The sequence below is a fragment of the Enterobacter sp. BNK-16 genome, assembly GCF_048684955.1.
In the GTDB taxonomy this organism is placed as follows: Bacteria; Pseudomonadota; Gammaproteobacteria; order Enterobacterales; family Enterobacteriaceae; genus Enterobacter; species Enterobacter bugandensis.
This window is the reverse complement of sequence record NZ_JBLQTQ010000001.1, coordinates 1,112,058-1,132,998: the sequence shown is the minus strand read 5'-3', so window position 1 is coordinate 1,132,998 and position 20,941 is coordinate 1,112,058. Positions and strand designations below refer to the sequence as shown.

General features: G+C 55.0%; 20 protein-coding genes. 10 read left to right on the top strand and 10 right to left on the bottom strand.

What is annotated here, in order from left to right:
• The gene (gene dnaA, locus ACMGGH_RS05430; protein WP_032644944.1) at positions 1–1,395 is read right to left on the bottom strand and encodes a chromosomal replication initiator protein DnaA; all 1,395 of its coding nucleotides are present in this window, start codon (positions 1,393–1,395) and stop codon (positions 1–3) included.
• Between the two features lie 599 nt (positions 1,396–1,994).
• Here dnaA and rpmH point away from each other — a divergent pair.
• The 9 genes from rpmH to ACMGGH_RS05385 all read left to right on the top strand — a co-directional run bounded on the left by rpmH (position 1,995) and on the right by ACMGGH_RS05385 (position 9,514).
• The gene (gene rpmH, locus ACMGGH_RS05425) at positions 1,995–2,135 is read left to right on the top strand and encodes a 50S ribosomal protein L34 (RefSeq protein WP_000831330.1); all 141 of its coding nucleotides are present in this window, start codon (positions 1,995–1,997) and stop codon (positions 2,133–2,135) included.
• A gap of 16 nt (positions 2,136–2,151) precedes the next feature.
• Entirely contained in the window at positions 2,152–2,511 is a 360-nt protein-coding gene (gene rnpA, locus ACMGGH_RS05420; protein ID WP_014072458.1) for a ribonuclease P protein component, read from the top strand.
• Complete coding sequence (yidD, locus tag ACMGGH_RS05415; RefSeq protein WP_001307474.1) at positions 2,475–2,732, top strand: membrane protein insertion efficiency factor YidD; 258 nt, start codon at positions 2,475–2,477, stop codon at positions 2,730–2,732. Before rnpA ends, yidD begins: the two co-directional genes overlap by 37 nt.
• Before the next feature lie 2 nt (positions 2,733–2,734).
• Complete coding sequence (gene yidC / locus ACMGGH_RS05410; RefSeq protein ID WP_028014931.1) at positions 2,735–4,378, top strand: membrane protein insertase YidC; 1,644 nt, start codon at positions 2,735–2,737, stop codon at positions 4,376–4,378.
• Between the two features lie 72 nt (positions 4,379–4,450).
• Complete coding sequence (mnmE, locus tag ACMGGH_RS05405; RefSeq protein ID WP_028014930.1) at positions 4,451–5,815, top strand: tRNA uridine-5-carboxymethylaminomethyl(34) synthesis GTPase MnmE; 1,365 nt, start codon at positions 4,451–4,453, stop codon at positions 5,813–5,815.
• A 111-nt stretch (positions 5,816–5,926) separates the two neighbouring features.
• Complete coding sequence (locus tag ACMGGH_RS05400) at positions 5,927–7,102, top strand: MFS transporter (RefSeq protein ID WP_232949001.1); 1,176 nt, start codon at positions 5,927–5,929, stop codon at positions 7,100–7,102.
• Entirely contained in the window at positions 7,071–8,042 is a 972-nt protein-coding gene (gene yidZ / locus ACMGGH_RS05395) for an HTH-type transcriptional regulator YidZ (protein ID WP_028014928.1), read from the top strand. Before ACMGGH_RS05400 ends, yidZ begins: the two co-directional genes overlap by 32 nt.
• A 122-nt stretch (positions 8,043–8,164) precedes the next feature.
• Positions 8,165–8,911, top strand: a complete 747-nt coding sequence (locus ACMGGH_RS05390) for a 4'-phosphopantetheinyl transferase family protein (protein ID WP_126327368.1) — start codon at positions 8,165–8,167, stop codon at positions 8,909–8,911.
• 36 nt (positions 8,912–8,947) lie between these two features.
• A complete protein-coding gene (locus ACMGGH_RS05385) occupies positions 8,948–9,514 on the top strand; it encodes an NADPH-dependent FMN reductase (RefSeq protein ID WP_003861147.1) in 567 nt (188 codons plus the stop codon).
• A 91-nt stretch (positions 9,515–9,605) separates the two neighbouring features.
• Here ACMGGH_RS05385 and adeP read toward each other — a convergent pair whose 3' ends face one another.
• Positions 9,606–10,943 (bottom strand): adenine permease AdeP, encoded by a 1,338-nt coding sequence (gene adeP, locus ACMGGH_RS05380; protein WP_028014926.1) that lies wholly within the window; start codon positions 10,941–10,943, stop codon positions 9,606–9,608.
• A 165-nt stretch (positions 10,944–11,108) separates the two neighbouring features.
• Between adeP and yieH the strand changes: the two genes are divergently transcribed.
• The gene (gene yieH / locus ACMGGH_RS05375; RefSeq protein ID WP_232949000.1) at positions 11,109–11,774 is read left to right on the top strand and encodes a 6-phosphogluconate phosphatase; all 666 of its coding nucleotides are present in this window, start codon (positions 11,109–11,111) and stop codon (positions 11,772–11,774) included.
• A 44-nt stretch (positions 11,775–11,818) separates the two neighbouring features.
• On the opposite strand, the gene phoU is transcribed toward yieH, so the two are convergent.
• The 8 genes from phoU to ACMGGH_RS05335 form a co-directional block, all read right to left on the bottom strand.
• Positions 11,819–12,544 carry a phosphate signaling complex protein PhoU gene (gene phoU, locus ACMGGH_RS05370; protein ID WP_003861153.1) on the bottom strand — a complete coding sequence of 242 codons (726 nt, stop codon included), beginning with the start codon at positions 12,542–12,544 and terminating at the stop codon, positions 11,819–11,821.
• A 26-nt stretch (positions 12,545–12,570) separates the two neighbouring features.
• Positions 12,571–13,344, bottom strand: coding sequence for a phosphate ABC transporter ATP-binding protein PstB (gene pstB, locus ACMGGH_RS05365; RefSeq protein ID WP_010426574.1), 774 nt, complete (start codon positions 13,342–13,344; stop codon positions 12,571–12,573).
• Between the two features lie 47 nt (positions 13,345–13,391).
• Positions 13,392–14,282 (bottom strand): phosphate ABC transporter permease PstA, encoded by an 891-nt coding sequence (gene pstA, locus ACMGGH_RS05360; protein WP_014881893.1) that lies wholly within the window; start codon positions 14,280–14,282, stop codon positions 13,392–13,394.
• Entirely contained in the window at positions 14,282–15,241 is a 960-nt protein-coding gene (pstC, locus tag ACMGGH_RS05355) for a phosphate ABC transporter permease PstC (protein WP_028014924.1), read from the bottom strand. The genes pstA and pstC overlap by 1 nt, the downstream gene beginning before the upstream one ends.
• 81 nt (positions 15,242–15,322) lie before the next feature.
• Positions 15,323–16,363 carry a phosphate ABC transporter substrate-binding protein PstS gene (gene pstS / locus ACMGGH_RS05350; RefSeq protein WP_028014923.1) on the bottom strand — a complete coding sequence of 347 codons (1,041 nt, stop codon included), beginning with the start codon at positions 16,361–16,363 and terminating at the stop codon, positions 15,323–15,325.
• 245 nt (positions 16,364–16,608) lie between these two features.
• The gene (gene stgD / locus ACMGGH_RS05345) at positions 16,609–17,682 is read right to left on the bottom strand and encodes a fimbrial protein StgD (RefSeq protein WP_232948999.1); all 1,074 of its coding nucleotides are present in this window, start codon (positions 17,680–17,682) and stop codon (positions 16,609–16,611) included.
• Between the two features lie 9 nt (positions 17,683–17,691).
• On the bottom strand, positions 17,692–20,214 hold the full coding sequence (locus tag ACMGGH_RS05340) for a fimbria/pilus outer membrane usher protein (protein ID WP_420299075.1): 2,523 nt from the start codon (positions 20,212–20,214) through the stop codon (positions 17,692–17,694).
• Between the two features lie 17 nt (positions 20,215–20,231).
• On the bottom strand, positions 20,232–20,918 hold the full coding sequence (locus ACMGGH_RS05335; RefSeq protein WP_049001568.1) for a fimbrial chaperone: 687 nt from the start codon (positions 20,916–20,918) through the stop codon (positions 20,232–20,234).
• Positions 20,919–20,941: the final 23 nt, after the last annotated feature.

Below are 20,941 nucleotides of genomic sequence, written 5' to 3'. Positions count from 1 at the left end.
TCACGATGATAATGTTCTGATTAGATTGGAAAAATCTTCTTTTATGTCGTGGCTTTCTTCGCGTAACTGCTCAATCTTGCGACAGGCGTGCAGCACGGTCGTATGGTCACGGCCACCAAACGCATCGCCGATTTCCGGCAGACTGTGGTTGGTTAACTCCTTTGCCAGCGCCATCGCCATCTGACGCGGACGCGCCACCGAGCGGGAACGACGTTTAGACAGTAAATCTGCCACTTTGATCTTGTAGTACTCAGCCACCGTCTTTTGAATATTGTCGATGGTGACCAGTTTTTCCTGCAATGCCAACAAATCGCGCAGCGCTTCACGCACAAAATCGATGGTGATCGCACGACCTGTGAAGTTGGCATTGGCGATAACGCGGTTCAGCGCCCCTTCCAGCTCACGCACGTTGGAGCGCAGGCGCTTGGCGATAAAGAACGCCACTTCACCCGGCAGGCGGATGTCGTTCTCATCGGCTTTCTTCATCAGGATCGCGACGCGGGTTTCCAGCTCCGGTGGCTCGATCGCCACGGTCAGGCCCCAGCCGAAGCGGGATTTGAGACGATCTTCAACGCCGTTGATCTCTTTAGGATAACGATCCGAGGTCAAAATGATCTGCTGATTACCTTCCAGCAGGGCGTTGAAGGTGTGGAAAAACTCTTCCTGCGATCGTTCTTTATTGGCAAAGAACTGGATGTCATCGATCAGCAGCGCGTCAACGGAACGGTAGTAGCGTTTAAACTCTTCGATCGCATTGTTTTGCAGGGCTTTTACCATGTCCTGAACGAAGCGCTCGGAGTGCATATACACCACTTTCGCATTCGGCTTACGCGCCATAATGCCGTTACCCACCGCGTGCAGAAGGTGCGTTTTACCGAGACCCGTGCCGCCATACAGGAACAGCGGGTTGTAAGCACCGCCGGGGTTATCGGCAACCTGACGGGCTGCCGCGCGCGCCAGCTGGTTCGACTTACCTTCAACGAAGTTATCGAACGTGTGTTTCACGTTAACGTTAGAGCGGTAGGTTGGCTCTGCGGGGGCAGGGACGTTATCCCAGCCCTGACGAGCAGGTGCAACGCGAGGCGCCGGAGCCGGAACAGCCTGAGCGGGCGCGGCTACATTTACGGTTTCACGAACGGTTTGGGTGACCGGCTTTGTGCCCACTTCAAAACGCAGCTGTGGGACATCTGACCCGCAAAAATCGTTCAGCAGGCCATTGATGTTATTAAGGTACTTGTCTCTTACCCAATCGAGCACAAAACGGTTTGGCGCATACAAAGCCAGCGTGTTATCGCTCAGCTCCGCCTGCAACGGGCGGATCCACATACTGAATTCTGTGGCTGGTAACTCATCCTGCAATCGGGCAAGACACTGCTGCCAAAGCGAAAGTGACACGGCGGACTCCACTCGAACAATAAAAGAAAACTATTGAATATTCATGATTGTTGGCGCACATCGACATGACCCTGTGTAAAGGGGGACGTGCGAATTGCTATCTGCAATTTATCCTGACCAGGATCCTGGGATCCCGATCGGGACCGCGGATCATAGCGTAAACTGAGCCAGAGATCTTCTGTTTCTCACAGATTCTTCCCGATTTATCCACAGGAAGATCCGAAACCGGGTAAGTGTAAACGATCCTGGCGCGAGTGCCCCGCGATTTAGCCCGCATATTGGAAAATTTAATGAGCAGCGACAATTTATTGCTTAAATGATCTAACGAAGATCCGGGACGATCCTTGCGCTTTGTTGGCGAGGCCGTATAATCCTCGACCCGGCGCGTGATGCTCATCTTCCTGCGTCGTCCGTTGCTCATTTTCCACGCGAAATCGTGCGGAAATACGCGGGAAATAAGGAAAGAGAATTGACTCCGGAGTGTACAATTATTACAATCCGGCCTCTTTAATCACCCACGGCTTCGGCGTCCGTCATTCGAAACTCGGTCGGGCATCCGCAAAAGTCATGAATTTTTTCAAGTTTAGGTAGAAATCGCCATGAAACGCACTTTTCAACCGTCTGTACTGAAGCGCAACCGTTCTCACGGCTTCCGTGCTCGTATGGCTACTAAAAATGGTCGTCAGGTTCTGGCACGTCGTCGTGCTAAAGGCCGCGCTCGTCTGACCGTTTCCAAGTAATAAAGCTAACCCCTGAGTGGTTAAGCTAGCATTTCCCAGGGAGTTACGTTTGTTAACTCCCACTCATTTCACTTTCGTCTTCCAGCAGCCACAACGGGCTGGCACGCCGCAAATCACCATCCTCGGCCGCCAAAATTCGCTGGGGCATCCCCGCATCGGTCTCACAGTCGCTAAGAAAAACGTTAAGCGTGCGCATGAACGCAACCGGATTAAACGTCTGACGCGTGAAAGCTTCCGTTTACGTCAGCACGAACTGCCTTCTATGGATTTCGTGGTGGTGGCTAAAAAGGGGGTTGCCGACCTCGATAACCGTGCTCTCTCGGAAGCGTTGGAAAAATTATGGCGCCGCCACTGTCGCCTGGCTCACGGGTCCTGATAGCCCTCATTCGGGTCTATCAACGCCTGATTAGTCCGCTACTCGGGCCGCACTGCCGTTTCACACCAACATGCTCAAGCTATGGAATTGAGGCATTGCGCAGGTTTGGAGTGATAAAAGGCAGTTGGTTGACGGTGAAACGCGTATTAAAATGCCACCCTTTACACCCCGGTGGAGACGACCCCGTCCCCCCAGGACCTTTTGATACCAGAGAACACTAACGATGGATTCGCAACGCAATCTTCTTATCATCGCTTTGTTGTTCGTGTCTTTCATGATCTGGCAGGCATGGGAGCAGGATAAAAATCCTCAACCCCAGCAGCAGACCACGCAGACCACGACCACCGCAGCGGGTAGCGCCGCCGACCAGGGCGTACCGGCCAGTGGCCAGGGGAAACAGATTACGGTTAAGACCGATGTGCTTGAGCTGACTATCAACACCCGTGGTGGTGATGTTGAGCAGGCGCTGCTGTTGACCTACCCGAAAGAGCTGAAGTCTAACGAACCGTTCCAGTTACTGGAAACCACACCGGAGTTTCTGTATCAGGCGCAGAGCGGCCTGACCGGTCGTGATGGCCCGGACAACCCGGCTAACGGTGCGCGTCCACTGTATAACGTCGAGAACGACACCTTTGTACTGGCCGATGGCCAGAACGAACTCGTTATCCCGATGACCTACACCGACGCGGCAGGCAACACCTTCACCAAAACCTTCACCCTGAAACGCGGTGAGTATGCGGTGAACGTGGGCTACAGCGTACAGAACGCCGGTGCGAAACCGCTGGAACTGTCTACCTTCGGTCAGCTGAAGCAGTCCATCAATCTGCCGTCACACCGTGACACCGGAAGCAGCAACTTTGCGCTGCATACCTTCCGTGGCGCGGCGTACTCCACGCCTGATGCGAAGTACGAGAAATACAAATTCGACACCATTGCCGATAACGAAAACCTGAACGTCAGCTCCAAAGGCGGTTGGGTCGCAATGCTGCAGCAGTATTTCGCGACCGCGTGGATCCCGAATAACGACGGTACGAATAACTTCTACACCGCGAACCTGGGCAACGGTATTGCAGCCATCGGCTACAAATCACAGCCTGTTCTGGTTCAGCCGGGTCAAACCGGTAAGCTGGCAAGCACCCTGTGGGTCGGCCCGGAAATTCAGGACAAAATGGCTGCCGTCGCGCCGCACCTGGATCTGACCGTTGATTACGGCTGGTTGTGGTTCATCTCTCAGCCGCTGTTTAAGCTGCTGAAGTTCATCCACAGCTTCCTGGGTAACTGGGGCTTCTCCATCATCGTTATCACCTTTATCGTTCGTGGCATCATGTACCCGCTGACCAAAGCGCAGTACACCTCCATGGCGAAGATGCGCATGCTGCAGCCGAAGATTCAGGCGATGCGTGAGCGTCTGGGCGATGATAAACAGCGTCAGAGCCAGGAAATGATGGCCCTGTATAAGGCAGAGAAAGTGAACCCACTGGGTGGTTGCTTCCCGCTGCTGATTCAGATGCCAATCTTCCTTGCGCTGTACTACATGCTGATGGGTTCCGTTGAGCTGCGCCACGCACCGTTCGCTCTGTGGATCCATGACCTGTCCGCACAGGACCCGTACTACATCCTGCCGATCCTGATGGGCGTGACGATGTTCTTCATCCAGAAGATGTCGCCGACCACCGTGACCGACCCGATGCAGCAGAAGATCATGACCTTTATGCCGGTCATCTTCACCGTGTTCTTCCTGTGGTTCCCGTCAGGTCTGGTGCTGTACTATATCGTCAGCAACCTGGTGACCATCATCCAGCAGCAGCTGATTTACCGTGGTCTGGAAAAACGTGGCCTGCATAGCCGCGAAAAGAAAAAGTCCTGATTCGGTAAGATAACGCTAAAATAAGGGCGGTCGATTGACCGCCTTTTTTATTTGTATTGAACGAGAGCAACCATGAGCCATAACGACACTATCGTCGCCCAGGCAACCCCACCGGGACGCGGTGGTGTAGGCATTCTGCGCATCTCCGGCCTGAAGGCGCGCGAGGTGGCAGAAGCGGTGCTGGGTAAACTGCCAAAGCCACGCTACGCTGATTACCTGCCGTTTAAAGATGCCGACGGCACGCCGCTGGACCAGGGCATTGCGCTGTGGTTCCCCGGCCCGAACTCCTTTACCGGCGAAGACGTGCTGGAGCTGCAGGGCCACGGCGGCCCGGTTATCCTCGACTTGCTGTTAAAACGTATTCTGACCCTGCCAGGCCTGCGCATTGCGAAGCCGGGCGAATTTTCCGAGCGTGCCTTCCTGAACGACAAGCTCGACCTGGCACAGGCCGAGGCGATTGCAGACCTGATCGACGCCAGCTCTGAACAGGCGGCCCGCTCCGCCCTTAACTCGCTGCAGGGGGCATTCTCCGCGCGTGTGAATCACCTTGTGGAAGCACTTACTCACCTGCGAATCTATGTCGAAGCGGCTATCGACTTCCCGGACGAGGAAATCGACTTCCTCTCTGACGGTAAAATCGAAGCACAGCTGAACCAGGTGATGAGCGATCTGGATGCCGTCCGCGCCGAAGCGCGTCAGGGCAGCCTGCTGCGTGAAGGGATGAAGGTCGTCATTGCTGGTCGCCCTAACGCCGGGAAATCGAGCCTGCTGAACGCCCTGGCGGGCCGTGAAGCGGCGATCGTGACCGACATAGCCGGCACCACCCGCGACGTGCTGCGCGAGCATATCCACATCGACGGGATGCCGCTGCACATTATCGATACCGCGGGTCTGCGCGATGCCAGCGACGAGGTTGAGCGCATCGGTATCGAGCGCGCCTGGCAGGAAATCGAGCAGGCCGACCGCGTGCTGTTTATGGTAGATGGCACCACGACCGACGCCGTTGACCCGGCGGAGATCTGGCCGGACTTTATCGCCCGTCTGCCGGCCAAACTGCCGATCACCGTAGTGCGCAACAAGGCAGACGTGACCGGCGAAACGCTGGGCATCAGCGATGTGAATGGTCACTCACTTATTCGCCTTTCGGCACGTACAGGGGAAGGCGTGGAAGCCCTGCGTAACCATCTCAAGCAGAGCATGGGCTTTGACACCAGCATGGAAGGCGGCTTCCTGGCGCGTCGTCGTCACCTGCAGGCGCTGGAAGAGGCGGCACGCCATCTTGACCAGGGCAAAGCGCAGCTGATTGGTGCGTGGGCGGGTGAACTGCTGGCGGAAGAGTTGCGTCTGGCGCAGCAGAATCTGAGCGAGATCACCGGGGAGTTTACGTCGGACGATCTGCTGGGACGGATCTTCTCAAGCTTCTGTATTGGCAAGTAATTCCCGCTAGTCCATGGTGATTTCCTCCTGGGAAATCACCATTGTCCAAATGGCAACTCGCCTAATCCCCTTTCACCCCCTATTCTGCATGCCTGCATTTATGGGGGGTTTATGGCGCGTTTTCTGTTTTGTAGTTTCGCATTAGTTCTGCTTTATCCGTCGGGTATTGATATGTATCTGGTGGGATTACCGCACATCGCCCGCGATCTGGGTGCCAGCGAAGCGCAGCTGCATATCGCGTTTTCGGCCTACCTCGCAGGAATGGCGTCGTCGATGGTCTTTGCCGGGAAGATCGCGGATAAGGCTGGCCGTCAGCCCGTCGCAATAACCGGAGCCATCATCTTTGCCCTGGCCTCTCTTCTCTGCTCACAGGCACAGAACAGCACCTTGTTCCTGGCAGGACGGTTCATCCAGGGCATTGGTGCCGGCGGCTGTTACGTGGTGGCGTTTGCCATTTTGCGCGACACCTTAAGCGCCCAGCGACGCGCTAAAGTGCTCTCCATGCTGAACGGGATAACCTGCATCATTCCGGTCCTGGCACCGGTTGTAGGCTATCTGATCATGCTGAAATTCCCGTGGCAGAGCCTGTTCTGGACCATGGCTGCAATGGGCGCCCTGGTCTTTGTGCTGTCGAGCGCCGTACTGAAAGAGACCCATCCGGGCTCGCAGAATCCCAGCCATACCGCGACCATTCATCCGGCAGAGAAACTTCTCAATCGCTTTTTCCTCAGCCGTCTGGCCGTAACCACGTTAAGCGTGGCGGTGATCCTGACGTATGTAAACGTTTCCCCGGTGTTGCTGATGGAGACCATGGGCTTCGATCGCGGTGAGTATTCCACGGTGATGGCATTAACCGCTCTCGTCAGTATGGCAGTCTCGTTCTCCACCCCGTTTGCGCTGAATATCTTCCGCCAGCGCACGCTGATGCTGACCTCGCAGGTTTTATTCCTCGCCGCAGGCGCGATCCTGGCGACCACCAGCTCACATGCGGTGATGCTGGGGGGCATTACGCTCATTTGTGCCGGGTTCTCGGTTGGCTTTGGCGTGGCGATGAGTCAGGCGCTCGGCCCGTTCTCGCTGCGGGCAGGCGTGGCAAGCTCGGTCCTGGGGATCGCGCAGGTCTGCGGTTCGTCTCTGTGGATATGGCTGGCGGCGGTCATCGGACTTAACGCGCTCAATATGCTGATCGGGATTCTGATTGGCTGTAGCATAGTCTGCATCACCTTACTTATGGTCATCCAGCCCGCGGCACAGTATGAAGAAGCCCATCAGCAGTCTCGATCTTAACCTGTTGCTTTGCCTGCAGCTTTTGCTGCAGGAGCGCAGCGTCACCAAAGCCGCAAAACGGATGAACGTGACGCCGTCGGCGGTGAGTAAATCGCTGGCCAGGCTGCGCGACTGGTTTGACGACCCGCTGTTTGTCAAAACGCCGTTAGGGCTGCTGCCTACGCCGCTGACGGTCAGCCTGGAGCAGGATTTGGCCGACTGGATGCAGATCGGCAACCAGATCCTCGATAAATCTCACCATGATTCGCCTGGCGGGCTGACGTTTGTGCTGGCCGCCGAAACGCCGCTGATGCTCATCCGCTTTAACGCCCTGCTTGAGCAGGTGAACCAGCGTTATCCGCAGGCGACGGTGAAGATGCGTCACTGGGATTACGACTCGCTGGACGCCATTACGCGCGGGGAAGTGGACGTTGGCTTCACCGGTCGCGAAACCCACCCGCGCTCGCGTGAACTGCTGAAGCTGATGCCGTGGTTTATCGACTACGAAATCCTGTTTAGCGACCGTCCATACGTCTATTTGCGTGAGGACCACCCCGCTCTGCAGGAGGAGTGGAATCTGGAGACCTTCCTGCGCTATCCCCATATCAGTATCTTCTGGGAACGGAGCGACACCTGGGCGCTGGATGAGGTGCTAAAAGAGATGGGGCGGGAGAGAAACATTGCTATGTGTTTGCCGGGCTTTGAGCAGTCGATGTTTATGGCGGCGCAGCCCGGCCATAACTATATCGCCACGGCTCCCCACTACTGCCGCCACTACAATGAACTCCACCAGCGGAAGCTGATCGCGCTTCCTATTCCCATTGACGAAGCGCAGGCTGAAAAGCTGACCGTTCCCTTCACGCTGATCTGGCATAAACGGAACAGCCATAATCCGAAAATCCTCTGGCTGCGGGAGACCATCAAGGCGTTGTACGGTGGCAGCGATCCAATTTTTGCCTAAGAAAATGTAAAGTTCGGCCTTCAGGCTTCTCTTACTCCGATTTACTGATTAAAACAGGAGTCAAGTTAAGCGATAATCATGTAACCGTTTAACCGATTACGACCATTATCAAGGAGCGAAAAATGGCAACGCACTTTGCAAGAGGGATACTTACAGAAGGACGTCTCGTATCGGCCAGACTCTCTTCAGCCTGTCACAGTGAGGCGCTCAAACTTCCCGAACACCGCAGGACGCGGTTTTTAGCCTCGAGAGCACTTCTCGCAGAACTGCTGTTTATGCTGTACGGCACCAGCGAACTCCCGGAGATCGTCACGCAACCAGAAGGCCGCCCGGTCTTTGCTGACCCGGAACTCCCCCGTTTTTCCATTGCCTATACGGGCAATATCATTGGCGTGGCGCTGACCACCGAAGGGGACTGTGGACTCGATATGGAACTTCAGCGCGCGACGCGCAGCTTCCATGGCGCTAATGCGCATGAAGACTATCCGCTCTCCAGCAATGAGAAGCTGTGGGTACGCAACCAGAACGATCCTGTCGAAGCCAGAGCCCAGCTCATTACCCTGCGCCAGAGCATTCGCAAGCTCTGCGGATGCGCCTCAGACGACGCCAGCCTGCTGCAGTTGTTGCCTGGCTCCGGACGTTTGCGCGCCACCCAGGCCACGCTGGTAGAAGCGCTCTGCGACGCAGAGGATGTGCTGATTTGGTCCATCGCGGTGACCCCCGCCATCGAACGCATGAAAATCTGGGAATTTGACAGTCAACAGGGATGGCGTAGCCTTCCTGATGTGCCCGAGCGCGCCAACGAGCCCGCCGCACGCCTGATGCGTTTAACCAGTTTACCGGCAGAAAAAGCATTTACCCATAGCTGATCCAATCAGGGTCATCATGATGAAACAGGAGTAATCATGTCTGATACGTTGAAAGTAGTTACGTTACTGGGAAGCCTGCGCAAAGGTTCATTTAACGGAATGGTTGCCCGCACGCTGCCGCAGCTGGCCCCGGCAGGTATGGAAATTAGCGCCCTGCCATCTATTGGCGATATCCCGCTGTATGATGCAGATGTCCAGCAGGAAGAGGGGTTCCCGCAGAGCGTGGAGGCGATAGCCGAGCAGATCCGCCAGGCCGACGGTGTGGTCATTGTCACGCCGGAGTATAACTACTCGGTTCCGGGTGGCCTGAAGAACGCGATTGACTGGTTATCCCGTTTACCGGAGCAGCCGCTGTCTGGCAAACCGGTGCTGATCCAGACCAGCTCAATGGGCGCGATTGGTGGCGCACGCTGCCAGTATCATCTGCGTCAGATCCTGGTGTTCCTGGATGCGATGGTGATGAACAAGCCGGAATTTATGGGCGGTGTGATTCAAAACAAGGTCGACCCGCAGACGGGTGAAGTGGTGGATCAGAGCACGCGTGACCATCTCTCTGGCCAGCTGACCGCGTTTGGGGATTATATTAAGCGGGTTAAAGCCTGATAAAAAAGCCCGGTGGCGCTAGCGCTTACCGGGCCTACACTCGTCTGTAGGTCAGGTAAGCGAAGCGCCACCTGACACCACAAACCGCACCTTAGTGCGCGTCAATAAACACAATCTTCAACACAAACAGCAGCGCAACGATAATCACGCAAGGGCTGAGTTCGCGGAAGCGGCCGGTACCGATCTTCATCACGCAGTAAGAGATAAAGCCCAGCGCGATACCTTCGGTGATCGAGAAGCTGAACGGCATCATCACGGCGGTAATAAAGGCCGGCACCGCTTCGGTTAAATCTTCCCACTTCACGCGCGCCAGGCTCGAGGTCATCAGCACGCCCACGTAAATCAGCGCGCCGGCAGCCGCATACGGTGGAACCATACCCGCCAGCGGAGAGAGGAAGATCACCAGCAGGAACAGGATACCCACCACCACCGCCGTCAGGCCGGTACGGCCACCCACGGACACGCCGGAAGAGGATTCAATGTAAGCGGTAACAGATGAGGTGCCAATGAAAGAACCCGCCACGGACGAGATGCTGTCTACATACAGCGCCTGCTTCATGCGCGGGAATTTGCCTTTCTCGTCAGCCAGACCCGCTTTGTCCGTCACGCCAATCAGCGTACCGGAGGAGTCAAACAGGTTGACCAGCATGAAGGAGAAGATCACGCCCGCCAGGCCCAGGTTCAGGGAACCCGCCAGGTCAACGTGACCAATCACGGTAGAGACGCTCGGCGGCGCAGAGACAATACCGCTGTAATGCACGTCACCCAGCATCCAGCCCAGCAGCGTGGTCACGATGATAGAGACCAGCACCGCAGCGTGGATGTTGCGCGACGCCAGGATCGCGATGATGAAGAAGCCCAGCACGCCCAGCAGCACGCTGTGCGAGGTCAGGTTACCGATGCTCACCAGCGTTTCCGGGTTCGCCACGATCACACCGGCGTTTTTCAGACCCATCATGCCGATGAACAGACCGATACCGCTGGTGATACCCACGCGCAGGCTCACCGGGATATTGGCAATCATCCAGTAGCGGACGCGGAAGATGGTCAGCAGCAGCAGGCCGACCGCACCCCAGAAGATAGCGCCCATACCAACCTGCCACGGCAGGCCCATCGCCTGAACCACCACGAACGCGAAGAACGCATTCAGGCCCATAGCGGGTGCCAGCGCCACGGGCAGGTTAGCGAAAACGCCCATCAGGATGCTGCCAAGGGCCGCGATCAGACAGGTGGTAACAAAGACGGCGCTGGTGTCCATGCCAGCGACGCCCAGAATTTGCGGGTTCACAAAAACGATATAGACCATCGTCAGGAAGGTGGTGAAACCGGCGATCACTTCGGTGCGTGCCGTTGTGCCGTGCTCGCGCAGTTTGAATACGCGCTCAAGCAGACCCTGACCAGATGTCTGGGTTGTGTGTTGTTGACTCATCATCAATTTCCGAACAAGGAGGGAAAATTCGTCGCTATCCTATACCAAAATGCGACAATAGTGGCGGTTACGGGATACTTTTTTCATTGGTTATGCTTATACGGCAACGATTGCGTCTCGTAAATCTGTCGTACGTAAACGTTAAACTTGTTAAAAGGGAAGGACATGTCCGGAATTGAAGCGGTATTTTTCGACTGTGACGGTACGCTGGTCGACAGTGAGGTCATTTGTTCCCGCGCGTATGTCGCCATGTTCCAGGAATTTGGCATTACGCTCGATCTCGAAGAGGTGTTCAAACGCTTTAAGGGCGTGAAGCTGTACGAGATCATCGACATCATTAACGAAGAGCACGGGGTGGATCTGGCGAAAGCGGAGCTGGAACCGGTGTACCGCGCCGAGGTCGCACGCCTCTTCGACTCAGAACTGGACGTTATTGCCGGGGCTAACGCGCTGCTGGATGCGATGACGGTGCCAATCTGCGTAGTTTCCAACGGTCCGGTCAGCAAAATGCAGCATTCACTGGGCAAGCTTGAAATGCTGCACCACTTTCCGGAAAAACTGTTCAGCGGCTACGATATCCAGCGCTGGAAGCCCGATCCGGCCCTGATGTTCCACGCGGCGAAAGCGATGAACGTCAACGTGGAGAACTGCATTCTGGTGGATGACTCGCCTGCGGGCGCCCAATCGGGGATTGATGCGGGGATGGAGGTGTTTTACTTCTGTGCCGATCCGCACAACAAGCCGATCGATCATCCAAAAGTGACGACCTTTACCGATCTGGCGCAATTGCCAGAGTTGTGGAGGGCACGCGGGTGGGATATTACGCGTTAAGCTAACGTAGGGCGGGTAAGCGCCAGCGCCACCCGCCACAAACATCACTCTTTCGGATCTTTACCCGCCAGCAGCTTGTCCAGCTCGTCGCCGCCCACGTGACGGAAGTCCTGACCCTTCACGAAGTAGAAAATATATTCGCAAATGTTCTGGCAGCGGTCGCCGATACGCTCGATAGAGCGCGCGCAGAACAGCGCGGTCAGCACGCTTGGGATGGTACGGGAATCTTCCATCATGTAGGTCATCAGCTGACGCACAATGCCTTCATACTCCTGGTCGACTTTCTTGTCTTCACGGTAGATACGCACCGCTTCATCCAGATCCATACGCGCAAAGGCATCCAGAACGTCGTGCAGCATCTGCACAGTGTGGCGGCCCAGCGACTCCAGGCTCACCAGCAGCGGCTGATGCTGCTGGGAAAACTTCTCCAGCGCGGTGCGGCAGATTTTATCCGCCACGTCACCAATACGTTCCAGCTCGGCGATGGTTTTAATGATCGCCATTACCAGACGCAGGTCGCTCGCGGTCGGCTGACGCTTGGCGATAATACGCACGCAGGCTTCGTCGATCGCCACTTCCATCATGTTGACGTTATGGTCGCCTTCGATGACGCGCTTCGCCAGCTCGCTGTCCTGGTTATGCATTGCCGTAATCGCATCAGAAAGCTGCTGCTCGACCATGCCACCCATGGTCATCACCTGCGTGCGAATACTTTCCAGCTCTGCGTTGAACTGGCCTGAAATGTGTTTATTAAGATTGAGGTTGTCCATGGTTTCTCCACATGCACTAAGGCAAATCAACCGTAGCGGCCAGTAATATAATCTTCGGTTTGTTTCTTCGCGGGCCGGGTGAACAGCGCGTCCGTATCGCTGAACTCAATCAACTCGCCCAGGTACATAAACGCCGTGTGATCTGAGCAACGCGCAGCCTGCTGCATGTTGTGGGTCACGATAACCACGGTGTAATCCTGCTTCAGCTCGGTGATCAGCTCTTCAATACGGCCGGTTGAGATCGGGTCCAGCGCTGAACATGGTTCATCCAGCAGCAACACTTCCGGGCGAATGGCGATACCGCGCGCAATGCACAGACGCTGCTGTTGACCACCGGAGAGAGAGTACCCGCTCTGATGAAGTTTATCTTTGGTTTCGTTCCATAATGCGGCCTTGGTCAATGCCCACTGCACGCGCTCGTCCATGTCCGCACGGGAGAGCTTCTCAAACAGGCGAACGCCAAACGCGATGTTGTCATAGATGGACATCGGGAACGGCGTCGGTTTCTGGAACACCATGCCCACTTTGGCACGCAGCAGGGCGATATCCTGGGCCTGGGTCAGAATGTTTTCGCCATCCAGGATAATTTCACCTTCAGCGCGCTGCTCCGGATAGAGCGAATACATTTTGTTAAAGGTACGCAGCAGCGTGGACTTGCCACAGCCAGACGGACCGATGAATGCCGTGACCTGGTTCTTCGCGATATCCAGGTTGATGTTCTTCAGGGCATGGAATTTGCCGTAGTAGAAGTTCAAATCACGAACCTGAATCTTACCCGGGGCAGTATCAACCATACTCATTGACTCATTTCCTCATTCGACGCCGCGAGCTGCCGCGCCGTAAAAAATTAACCGTGTTTCTTCTTCGCGAAAATGACGCGCGCCAGAATGTTCAGCAACAGTACGCAAAGGGTGATGATCAGCACCCCGGCCCAGGCCAGCTGCTGCCATTCCGCGAATGGGCTCATCGCAAATTTAAAGATCGTCACCGGCAGGTTGGCGATCGGCTGCATCATGTCCGTGCTCCAGAACTGGTTGGAGAGGGCAGTAAACAGCAGCGGTGCCGTTTCACCGGCAATACGGGCGATAGCCAGCAGAATACCGGTCATGATCCCGGAGACCGACGCTTTGAGGGTGATCGCAGAAATCATTTTCCATTTCGGCGTACCCAGCGCGTAAGCTGCTTCACGCAGGCTATCCGGCACCAGTTTCAGCATGTTTTCGGTGGTACGAATGACGATAGGCACCTGCAGCAGCGCCAGCGCAATTACGCCCGCCCAGCCGGAGAAGTGTTCCATTTGCGCGACTACGATGGTGTAAACAAACAGGCCCACGACAATCGACGGAGCGGAAAGCAGGATGTCGTTAATGAAGCGAATCACTTCTGCCAGCCAGGATTTACGCCCGTACTCGGCCAGGTAGATGCCGGCCATGATGCCCAGCGGCGTACCGAAAACGGTCGCCCACAGGATCAGCAGGCCGCTGCCCGCCAGGGCGTTCGCCAGACCACCACCCGCCGTATTTGGCGGCGGCGTCATCTCGGTGAACAGCGCCAGAGACATTCCATCAATACCACGCGTGATGGTGGACATCAGGATCCAGATCAGCCAGAACAGGCCGAATGCCATCGTTGCCATGGAAAGCGTCAGCGCAATGCGGTTTTTAAAACGACGCTTCGCCTGCATTTTGCGGCGGGATTCGGCAAGCTGAGCGGTGCTTTGCATTTCGAGAGTTGCCATCAGCGTGCCCCCTCATTTTTCGCGAGACGCAGGATCATCAGCTTGGAAATCGCCAGAACAATGAAGGTGATAACGAACAGAATCAGACCCAGTTCCATCAGCGCTGCGACGTGAAGCCCGGATTCCGCTTCGGCAAATTCGTTTGCCAGCGCGGAGGTAATACTGTTACCCGGCATATAGAGTGAAGCGCTGTCGAGCTGGTAGGTGTTACCGATGATAAAGGTGACCGCCATAGTTTCACCCAGCGCGCGACCTAAGCCCAGCATTACGCCGCCGATCACCCCATTTTTGGTGAACGGAAGGACAATGCGCCAGATAACTTCCCAGGTGGTACAGCCTATGCCGTAGGCCGACTCTTTCATCATCACCGGGGTTTGTTCGAAGACATCGCGCATTACCGCCGCAATGTACGGAATAATCATGATGGCGAGGATCACACCTGCCGCCAGAATACCGATACCGAATGCCGGGCCAGAGAACAGGGCTCCCACAAACGGAACAGCGGAGAGAACATTACCTACCGGCTCCTGGAAGTACGTGGCAAACAGCGGCGCAAAGATAAACAGGCCCCACATGCCGTATACGATACTTGGGATGGCCGCCAGCAGTTCGATGGCAATACCCAGCGGGCGACGCAGCCAGCCCGGCGCCAGTTCCGTCAGGAACAGCGCAATACCGAAGCTTACCGGAACCGCAATCAGCAGGGCGATGAACGAGGTCACCAGCGTACCGTAAATCGGCACCAGCGCACCGTAGATATCGTTCGGCGCGTCCCACTCTTTGGTCCACAGGAAGGAGAAACCGAATTTCTGAATGCTCGGCCAGGAGGAGAAAATCAGAGACACGATAATGCCGCCCAGCAGCAATAGCACAATCAGCGCAGCCAGTTTGACCAGCGCGCCGAAAATCATGTCACCTTTTTTACCCGGAGGGTTAAATGCAGGCTTGGTTGCAGCCATAAATCACTCTTCTGTTAAACGCGTTTACGAAATCGGCGGGTAAGCGCAAGCGCCACCCGCCATTTTCGTCAGAATGCTAAATTAATACAATGCTTTACCGCTGCTGTCTTTCACGTTGGTTTTCCATGCAGCACGAATCTGCTCAACCACGCTGTCTGGCAGGCTGGCGTAATCCAGGTCGTTAGCCTGTTTGCCGCCGTTTTTGTATGCCCAGTCAAAGAACTTCAGCACTTCAGTACCTTGCTCTGGTTTCTTCTGATCTTTGTGAATCAGAATGAACGTTGTAGAAGTGATTGGCCACGCGTTGTCGCCTTTCTGGTTAGTCAGATCCTGTGCGAAGGATTTGCTCCAGTCAGCGCCTTTCGCTGCGTTAGCGAAGTTCTCTTCAGTTGGGCTAACCGGTTTGCCGTCAGCAGAAACCAGTTTGGTGTAAGCCAGGTTGTTCTGCTTAGCGTAAGCGTATTCTACGTAACCGATAGAGCCCGGCAGACGCTGTACGAAGGCAGCGATGCCGTCGTTACCTTTACCGCCCAGACCGGTTGGCCAGTTAACGGTAGAGCCGGAGCCGACTTTCGATTTCCACTCTTCGTTCACTTTTGCCAGGTAGCTGGTGAACACGAAGGAGGTACCAGAGCCGTCAGCGCGGCGAACCACAGCGATGTTCTGCGAAGGCAGCTTAACGCCCGGGTTCAGCTTAGTGATGGCTTCGTCATCCCATTTTTTGATTTTGCCCAGGTAGATGTCGCCCAGGGTTTTGCCGTCCAGCACCAGCTCGCCTGATTTCAGGCCAGGGATGTTAACGGCCAGCACAACGCCGCCGATCACGGTCGGGAACTGGAACAGGCCTTCCTGATTCAGTTTTTCATCAGACAGCGGAGCGTCGGATGCGCCGAAATCAACGGTATTTGCGGTAATTTGTTTTACGCCACCGGAGGAGCCGATACCCTGATAGTTCACCTTGTTACCGGTTTCTTTCTGGTAGGTATCCGCCCATTTGGCATACACCGGCGCAGGGAAGGTTGCACCAGCGCCAGTCAGGCTTGCTGCTGCAAAAGCAGAGAAAGCGCTCAGAGATAAGGTCGCGGCGACAACAGTTGCGACAGTGGTACGCATAACTTTCATAATGTCTCCTGCAAGGATTTCGTAAATCATTGTTTAAGTGGCTACGATGAGCAAAATAGGACAAACAGGTGACAGATAAATGTACGAAATATGACAGTTTTATGACAATCAACGTGTTTGAGTTAAGGTAATGATTTTAATACAAATAAAATCATATCTCTGTCATGATAATGTCACACTGAGATGCGTTAAGCCTGGTTCAAAGATGTGAATATGACAACGGCTGTCATAAACAGCCGTTGTTATTAATTTTGAATTTCGAAGGTCACGGTTGCCCAGGCTTCAAAGGCGCTGGGCTTCGGAATACTCCCCGTCGCGCTGGCCGGGGCAGCAGAGAAGGTGAGCGAGTTAACTTCGGCGCCCCCCTGGTTGGCTCCCATATCCATCTCCATGCTCCCCCCATTGACGTTGACGACGCGGTCCCATTTATCATAAATAACGATCCCTACGTCATCATTGCCGTTCACTTTCATCATCGTGGCGTCAGCGTCAACGGGATCGGCATGGAAAGCGGATCGGACGATGTTCTCATCCAGCATGCCGGTACATTTCACCTGAATCATCTTGCGGATTTTGCGGCTACCGACCGCCTCGCCTTTGGTGGCGGAAAACGCGCTGGCGGGAATTTTTCCAAAATCAATTTCCAGCGACTGACCCGGCGCAATCTCGCAGTTTTGCGGTACCACGATGTCTCCGGCAATTTTTATTTCGGCGAGCTTCTCGGTGCTTGCCACAGAGGACGCTTCATCAATACCGCCGTAGAGCGTGGCAATCGTCGTACCCGAAACGGTAACTTTTCCAATAAAGGGCTTGTCGATTAAAAACGATAATTTTACCTGAGAGCCGGTATCAAGCGTTGCCTCTGAGCCTTCTTCACCGGAGGCATAGCAGTAAATACCAGATGTCACCCGGTTGGGCTCGGCCTCAAAGGGAACGGGGAGATAGTCACGTCCCAGCACGTGAATGGAGGACGCAATACTGAGGTGATCGTTCAACCTGTAGTAGGTATATCCGTTTTTAACGGTATTAACGCTTAAGGGCGAACGTGCGGTGAAGTAGACGCTACGATACGTTGTGGTGAAATGGCTCAGGCAGTTACATCCCAGTTTATACTGGGAAGGCGATTGCAGGGTCGTTAGATCGCGCACCTCGGTTCCCGCCTGGTTTTTATCTGCCGGTATTTCTGCCCCGTTAAGATTCAGATTGAAAATATAGGTGCCGCCGATGGCGAAACACACCCCGCCTTCTGTCGTCGCAGCGTGGGAAAAAGGGGTAAAAAGCAGCATGGCAACTGCTATAAAAGTGATACGTCGTTTCATCTCATTTCCCTATTGGCACACGACCGCTGTTTGAACCAGTTCAACACCCGTTGGTTTGGGGAACTGATAATGGACCTTGCAAGGTTTTGTCTTTTCACTCCCCCACTTCAGCGTGAACGTTCCCTCTTCCGGCATGCCCGAAAGATAGAGTTCGCCATTCTCGCCGGTAATGCCCGACACGCTGCCCGTCGCCAGTTCGGCAGACGCCACTGCGCCAAAGGGAACCGGTTTGCCGTTGGCCTGTGTGACCTCAAAGAGCACGCGATAGCCAACGTGGGTGATAAATTCCGCCCGCACTACCGCACCTCGCGTGGGGATGACGTTAAGCACGCTGTTCTCCAGCTCGACGTTCGCTTTTTCAAAATAGCCGCTCTCAATTTCCACACGGTTTTCATCGTAAGCGTTAAGCTGCGTTTGAACGGTGTAGCCTCGCCAGTCGGTTGCCGTACCGGTGCCGTTTTCCATTGCCAGACCGGCTGCACCGGGTGCTTTAATCAGCGCCACGGTTTCGCCCATCTCCTGCGAGAACGTCACTCCATCGCCATGCAGCAGGATCCCGCCGCGCGCGCCGTAGTTGAGCCGCTGGCTGTCCTGGTTGTAGTCATAGCTGCCGTTAACCGAACCATAGGTTCCGTCATATCCCACCCCCGCGCTGCTGCTGTACACACTGTCATCCGCATCCCAGGACTGCTGGAGGTTCCAGGAGAGATTACGGTTATCAAGCGCCGTACCGTTCAGACCAAGCTGGTGCATTCCTTTTCCGCTGTTATTCTGCGTGAGGCCGTAGCTCACATAGCTGTCCGGCAGCAATGCTGACAGCGGCACGGAGAACGACAGCATAAAAACCTGTTCGCTTTCTCGATCGTCGCTATCTGTATACTCCGCGCTCTGCGCCGTGGTGATGGAATCGCTGTAGTTCCAGGAGAGGTTCCAGGAAAGCGACCGCCAGACATTGCTGTAGCCAAGCTGAACCAGGCGTTCAACTTCGTCGGTTTTCCAGTACTGCTGGCGGCTCAGCGTGAGATAAATGTTCCCCATGCCATCGCCGAAATTCTGCGTCCAGGACCCTTCAAGCCGGCTGCGTCGGTTGCCCGTTACCCAGAAATCGCGCTGACTATTCTGGCGTGACGCCCATTCATTGAGGGTGTAGTAGCCCTGCGTTGAGTAGCGATACCCCACCAGCCTCAGCGTGGTATCCGTTTCATCAAACCGTTTCGAATAGAGAAAACGCCAGGACTGGCCGGATTCCTCTGAGTCCTCGTCCGTAAACTGCGCACGTGCCTGGGTGACATCGACGGAAAACGCGCCAACTGCCCCCATATCTTTACCGATCCCCACCGCTGCCGAGCGATACGCTTCCGCGGCCTGCACGCCACCGTATACCGTTATCCCGGCAGGAAAGCCGTGCAGAATCTGCGCCTGAAAAACGTTGGGCTGGAATTCGCTTTGATCGCGCAGTTCACCCGCGCTGATATCGACGTCGGTCTGATCTTCACGCTTGAGGATGGCCAGCGAGGCGTAGGGCTGCGTGAAGTGTTGCTCACTGCCGTCTTCTTCTTTGATGGTCACGTCCAGGTCGCCGCCGGAGCTGGTGGTGTTTAAATCTTTTAGCGCAAACGGTCCCTGCGGCACGGCAGATTGGTAAATGATGTAGCCGTTCTGCCGAATAATCACCGTCGCATTGCTTTTCGCAACGCCCCGAACGACCGGCGCAAAGCCCGTCAGGCTGGAAGGAAGCATTTCATCATCGGTATACAGGCGCACGCCGCGCACTTGGGTACTGTCGAAGACATCGCTCGCGGTCCAGGTATCACCCAGCATGATCTGGCTGCGTAACGTCGCGAGGTTTCGCTGCACATAGGTGCTGATGGAATGGTAATCCGAATGACCGTCAATGATGTTTAGCGTGCTGTAATTGCGTAAACGCCACGCGCCAATGTTCGCCCCGTTTCGCAGGTTCAGATAGTAGAAATCGCTATTGTCGTCATCATCAGACTGCAACGTGCTGGAGCCGGAAAAGTCATAGTTCATCATCAACGCATTAATACCTTCATCCCAGCGGGCAGGATTGATGGTGCCGCGGGCGGTGGTATCAATGTAAATCTGCGGCAGCGTGACGTTGAGCAGCAGCTTATCGGTATCGAACGCCCACGTGGCGCCAGGGATCAGCGGGGTAGGGTCCACACAGGCGTTTTCGTCCAGGCGGTCCAGCGAACCGATCGCCGCCACCTTAGCCCCGAGCTCCGCAAGCACCGTCCTGACGTGCTTAAAACAGGGATGCAGCCTATCGCCAGCCTTATCTTCAATAAAGGTGACCTCCCGGCTACCGATAAACTCATCGTTAACATGAATATCAACCTTATAAGAGCCCGCAGGTAACGTATTGGCGCGGTTAAACTGGTGGATATCAACATCCACCGGATGGTCAATTTCAAGAAGCGCAGGGTTAAAGATATCTTTTGCCAGCGTCACGCCTGAAAAGCCGAGAGATACCCCCGAGGCCAGCGCAATGAAAAAACGGAAACACCCCATATCAAACATCCCTATGTTTACAGCGTGACGTGAATTTCCTGACTGATTGCCCCAAAATCGTTAACGAAACGCCAGACCAGCGCGTGGCCGTTAATCCCTTCCGGAAGCGGCAAACGCACGGTGTCAAAAGGGGGAATGATGTTTAAGGGAACGTCTTTTTTATCGACGGTGACATTCATAACGTTAATATGTAGCGGGCTCGGATTTTCAATCACGAGCTGCTGGTTTTGAACACGCCATTTAACCTTCGCCGCAGCCCGTTCAGGCGTGATATTCAGGGTCGCCGGACGCCAAAAAAGTTTTATCCGCGTCTTAATCGCAATTTCGAGCGAATTGGGGTTTGAACTGGACGGCGGAATATTTTTGATGTTGAGCCAGAACAGCGATTCCCGATCGTGAGGCAGTTCGCCCTTCACTTTCATGATGCGCAATACTTTCTCCTGCCCGGCCTCCAGCCTTGAAACCGGCGGAATAACGGTAAAAGGAGGTTTATTCGACGCTGTATCGCCTTTAAAAGGATCGACCCACGTCTGTATGAGATAAGGCGTGGTCGCTTCGTTATTTTTTATGCTGATTGTCGCATCGGATTTATCGCTACTATAAACAACGCGGGTTCCGCCAATAATGACGCCAGCCGTCGACAAGGGTGTTAAAAATGAAAAAGAGAGCATGATGAACAGAGTCAACAAACGCCGTAAATACATCAGTTATCCTCACATCCTGTAGA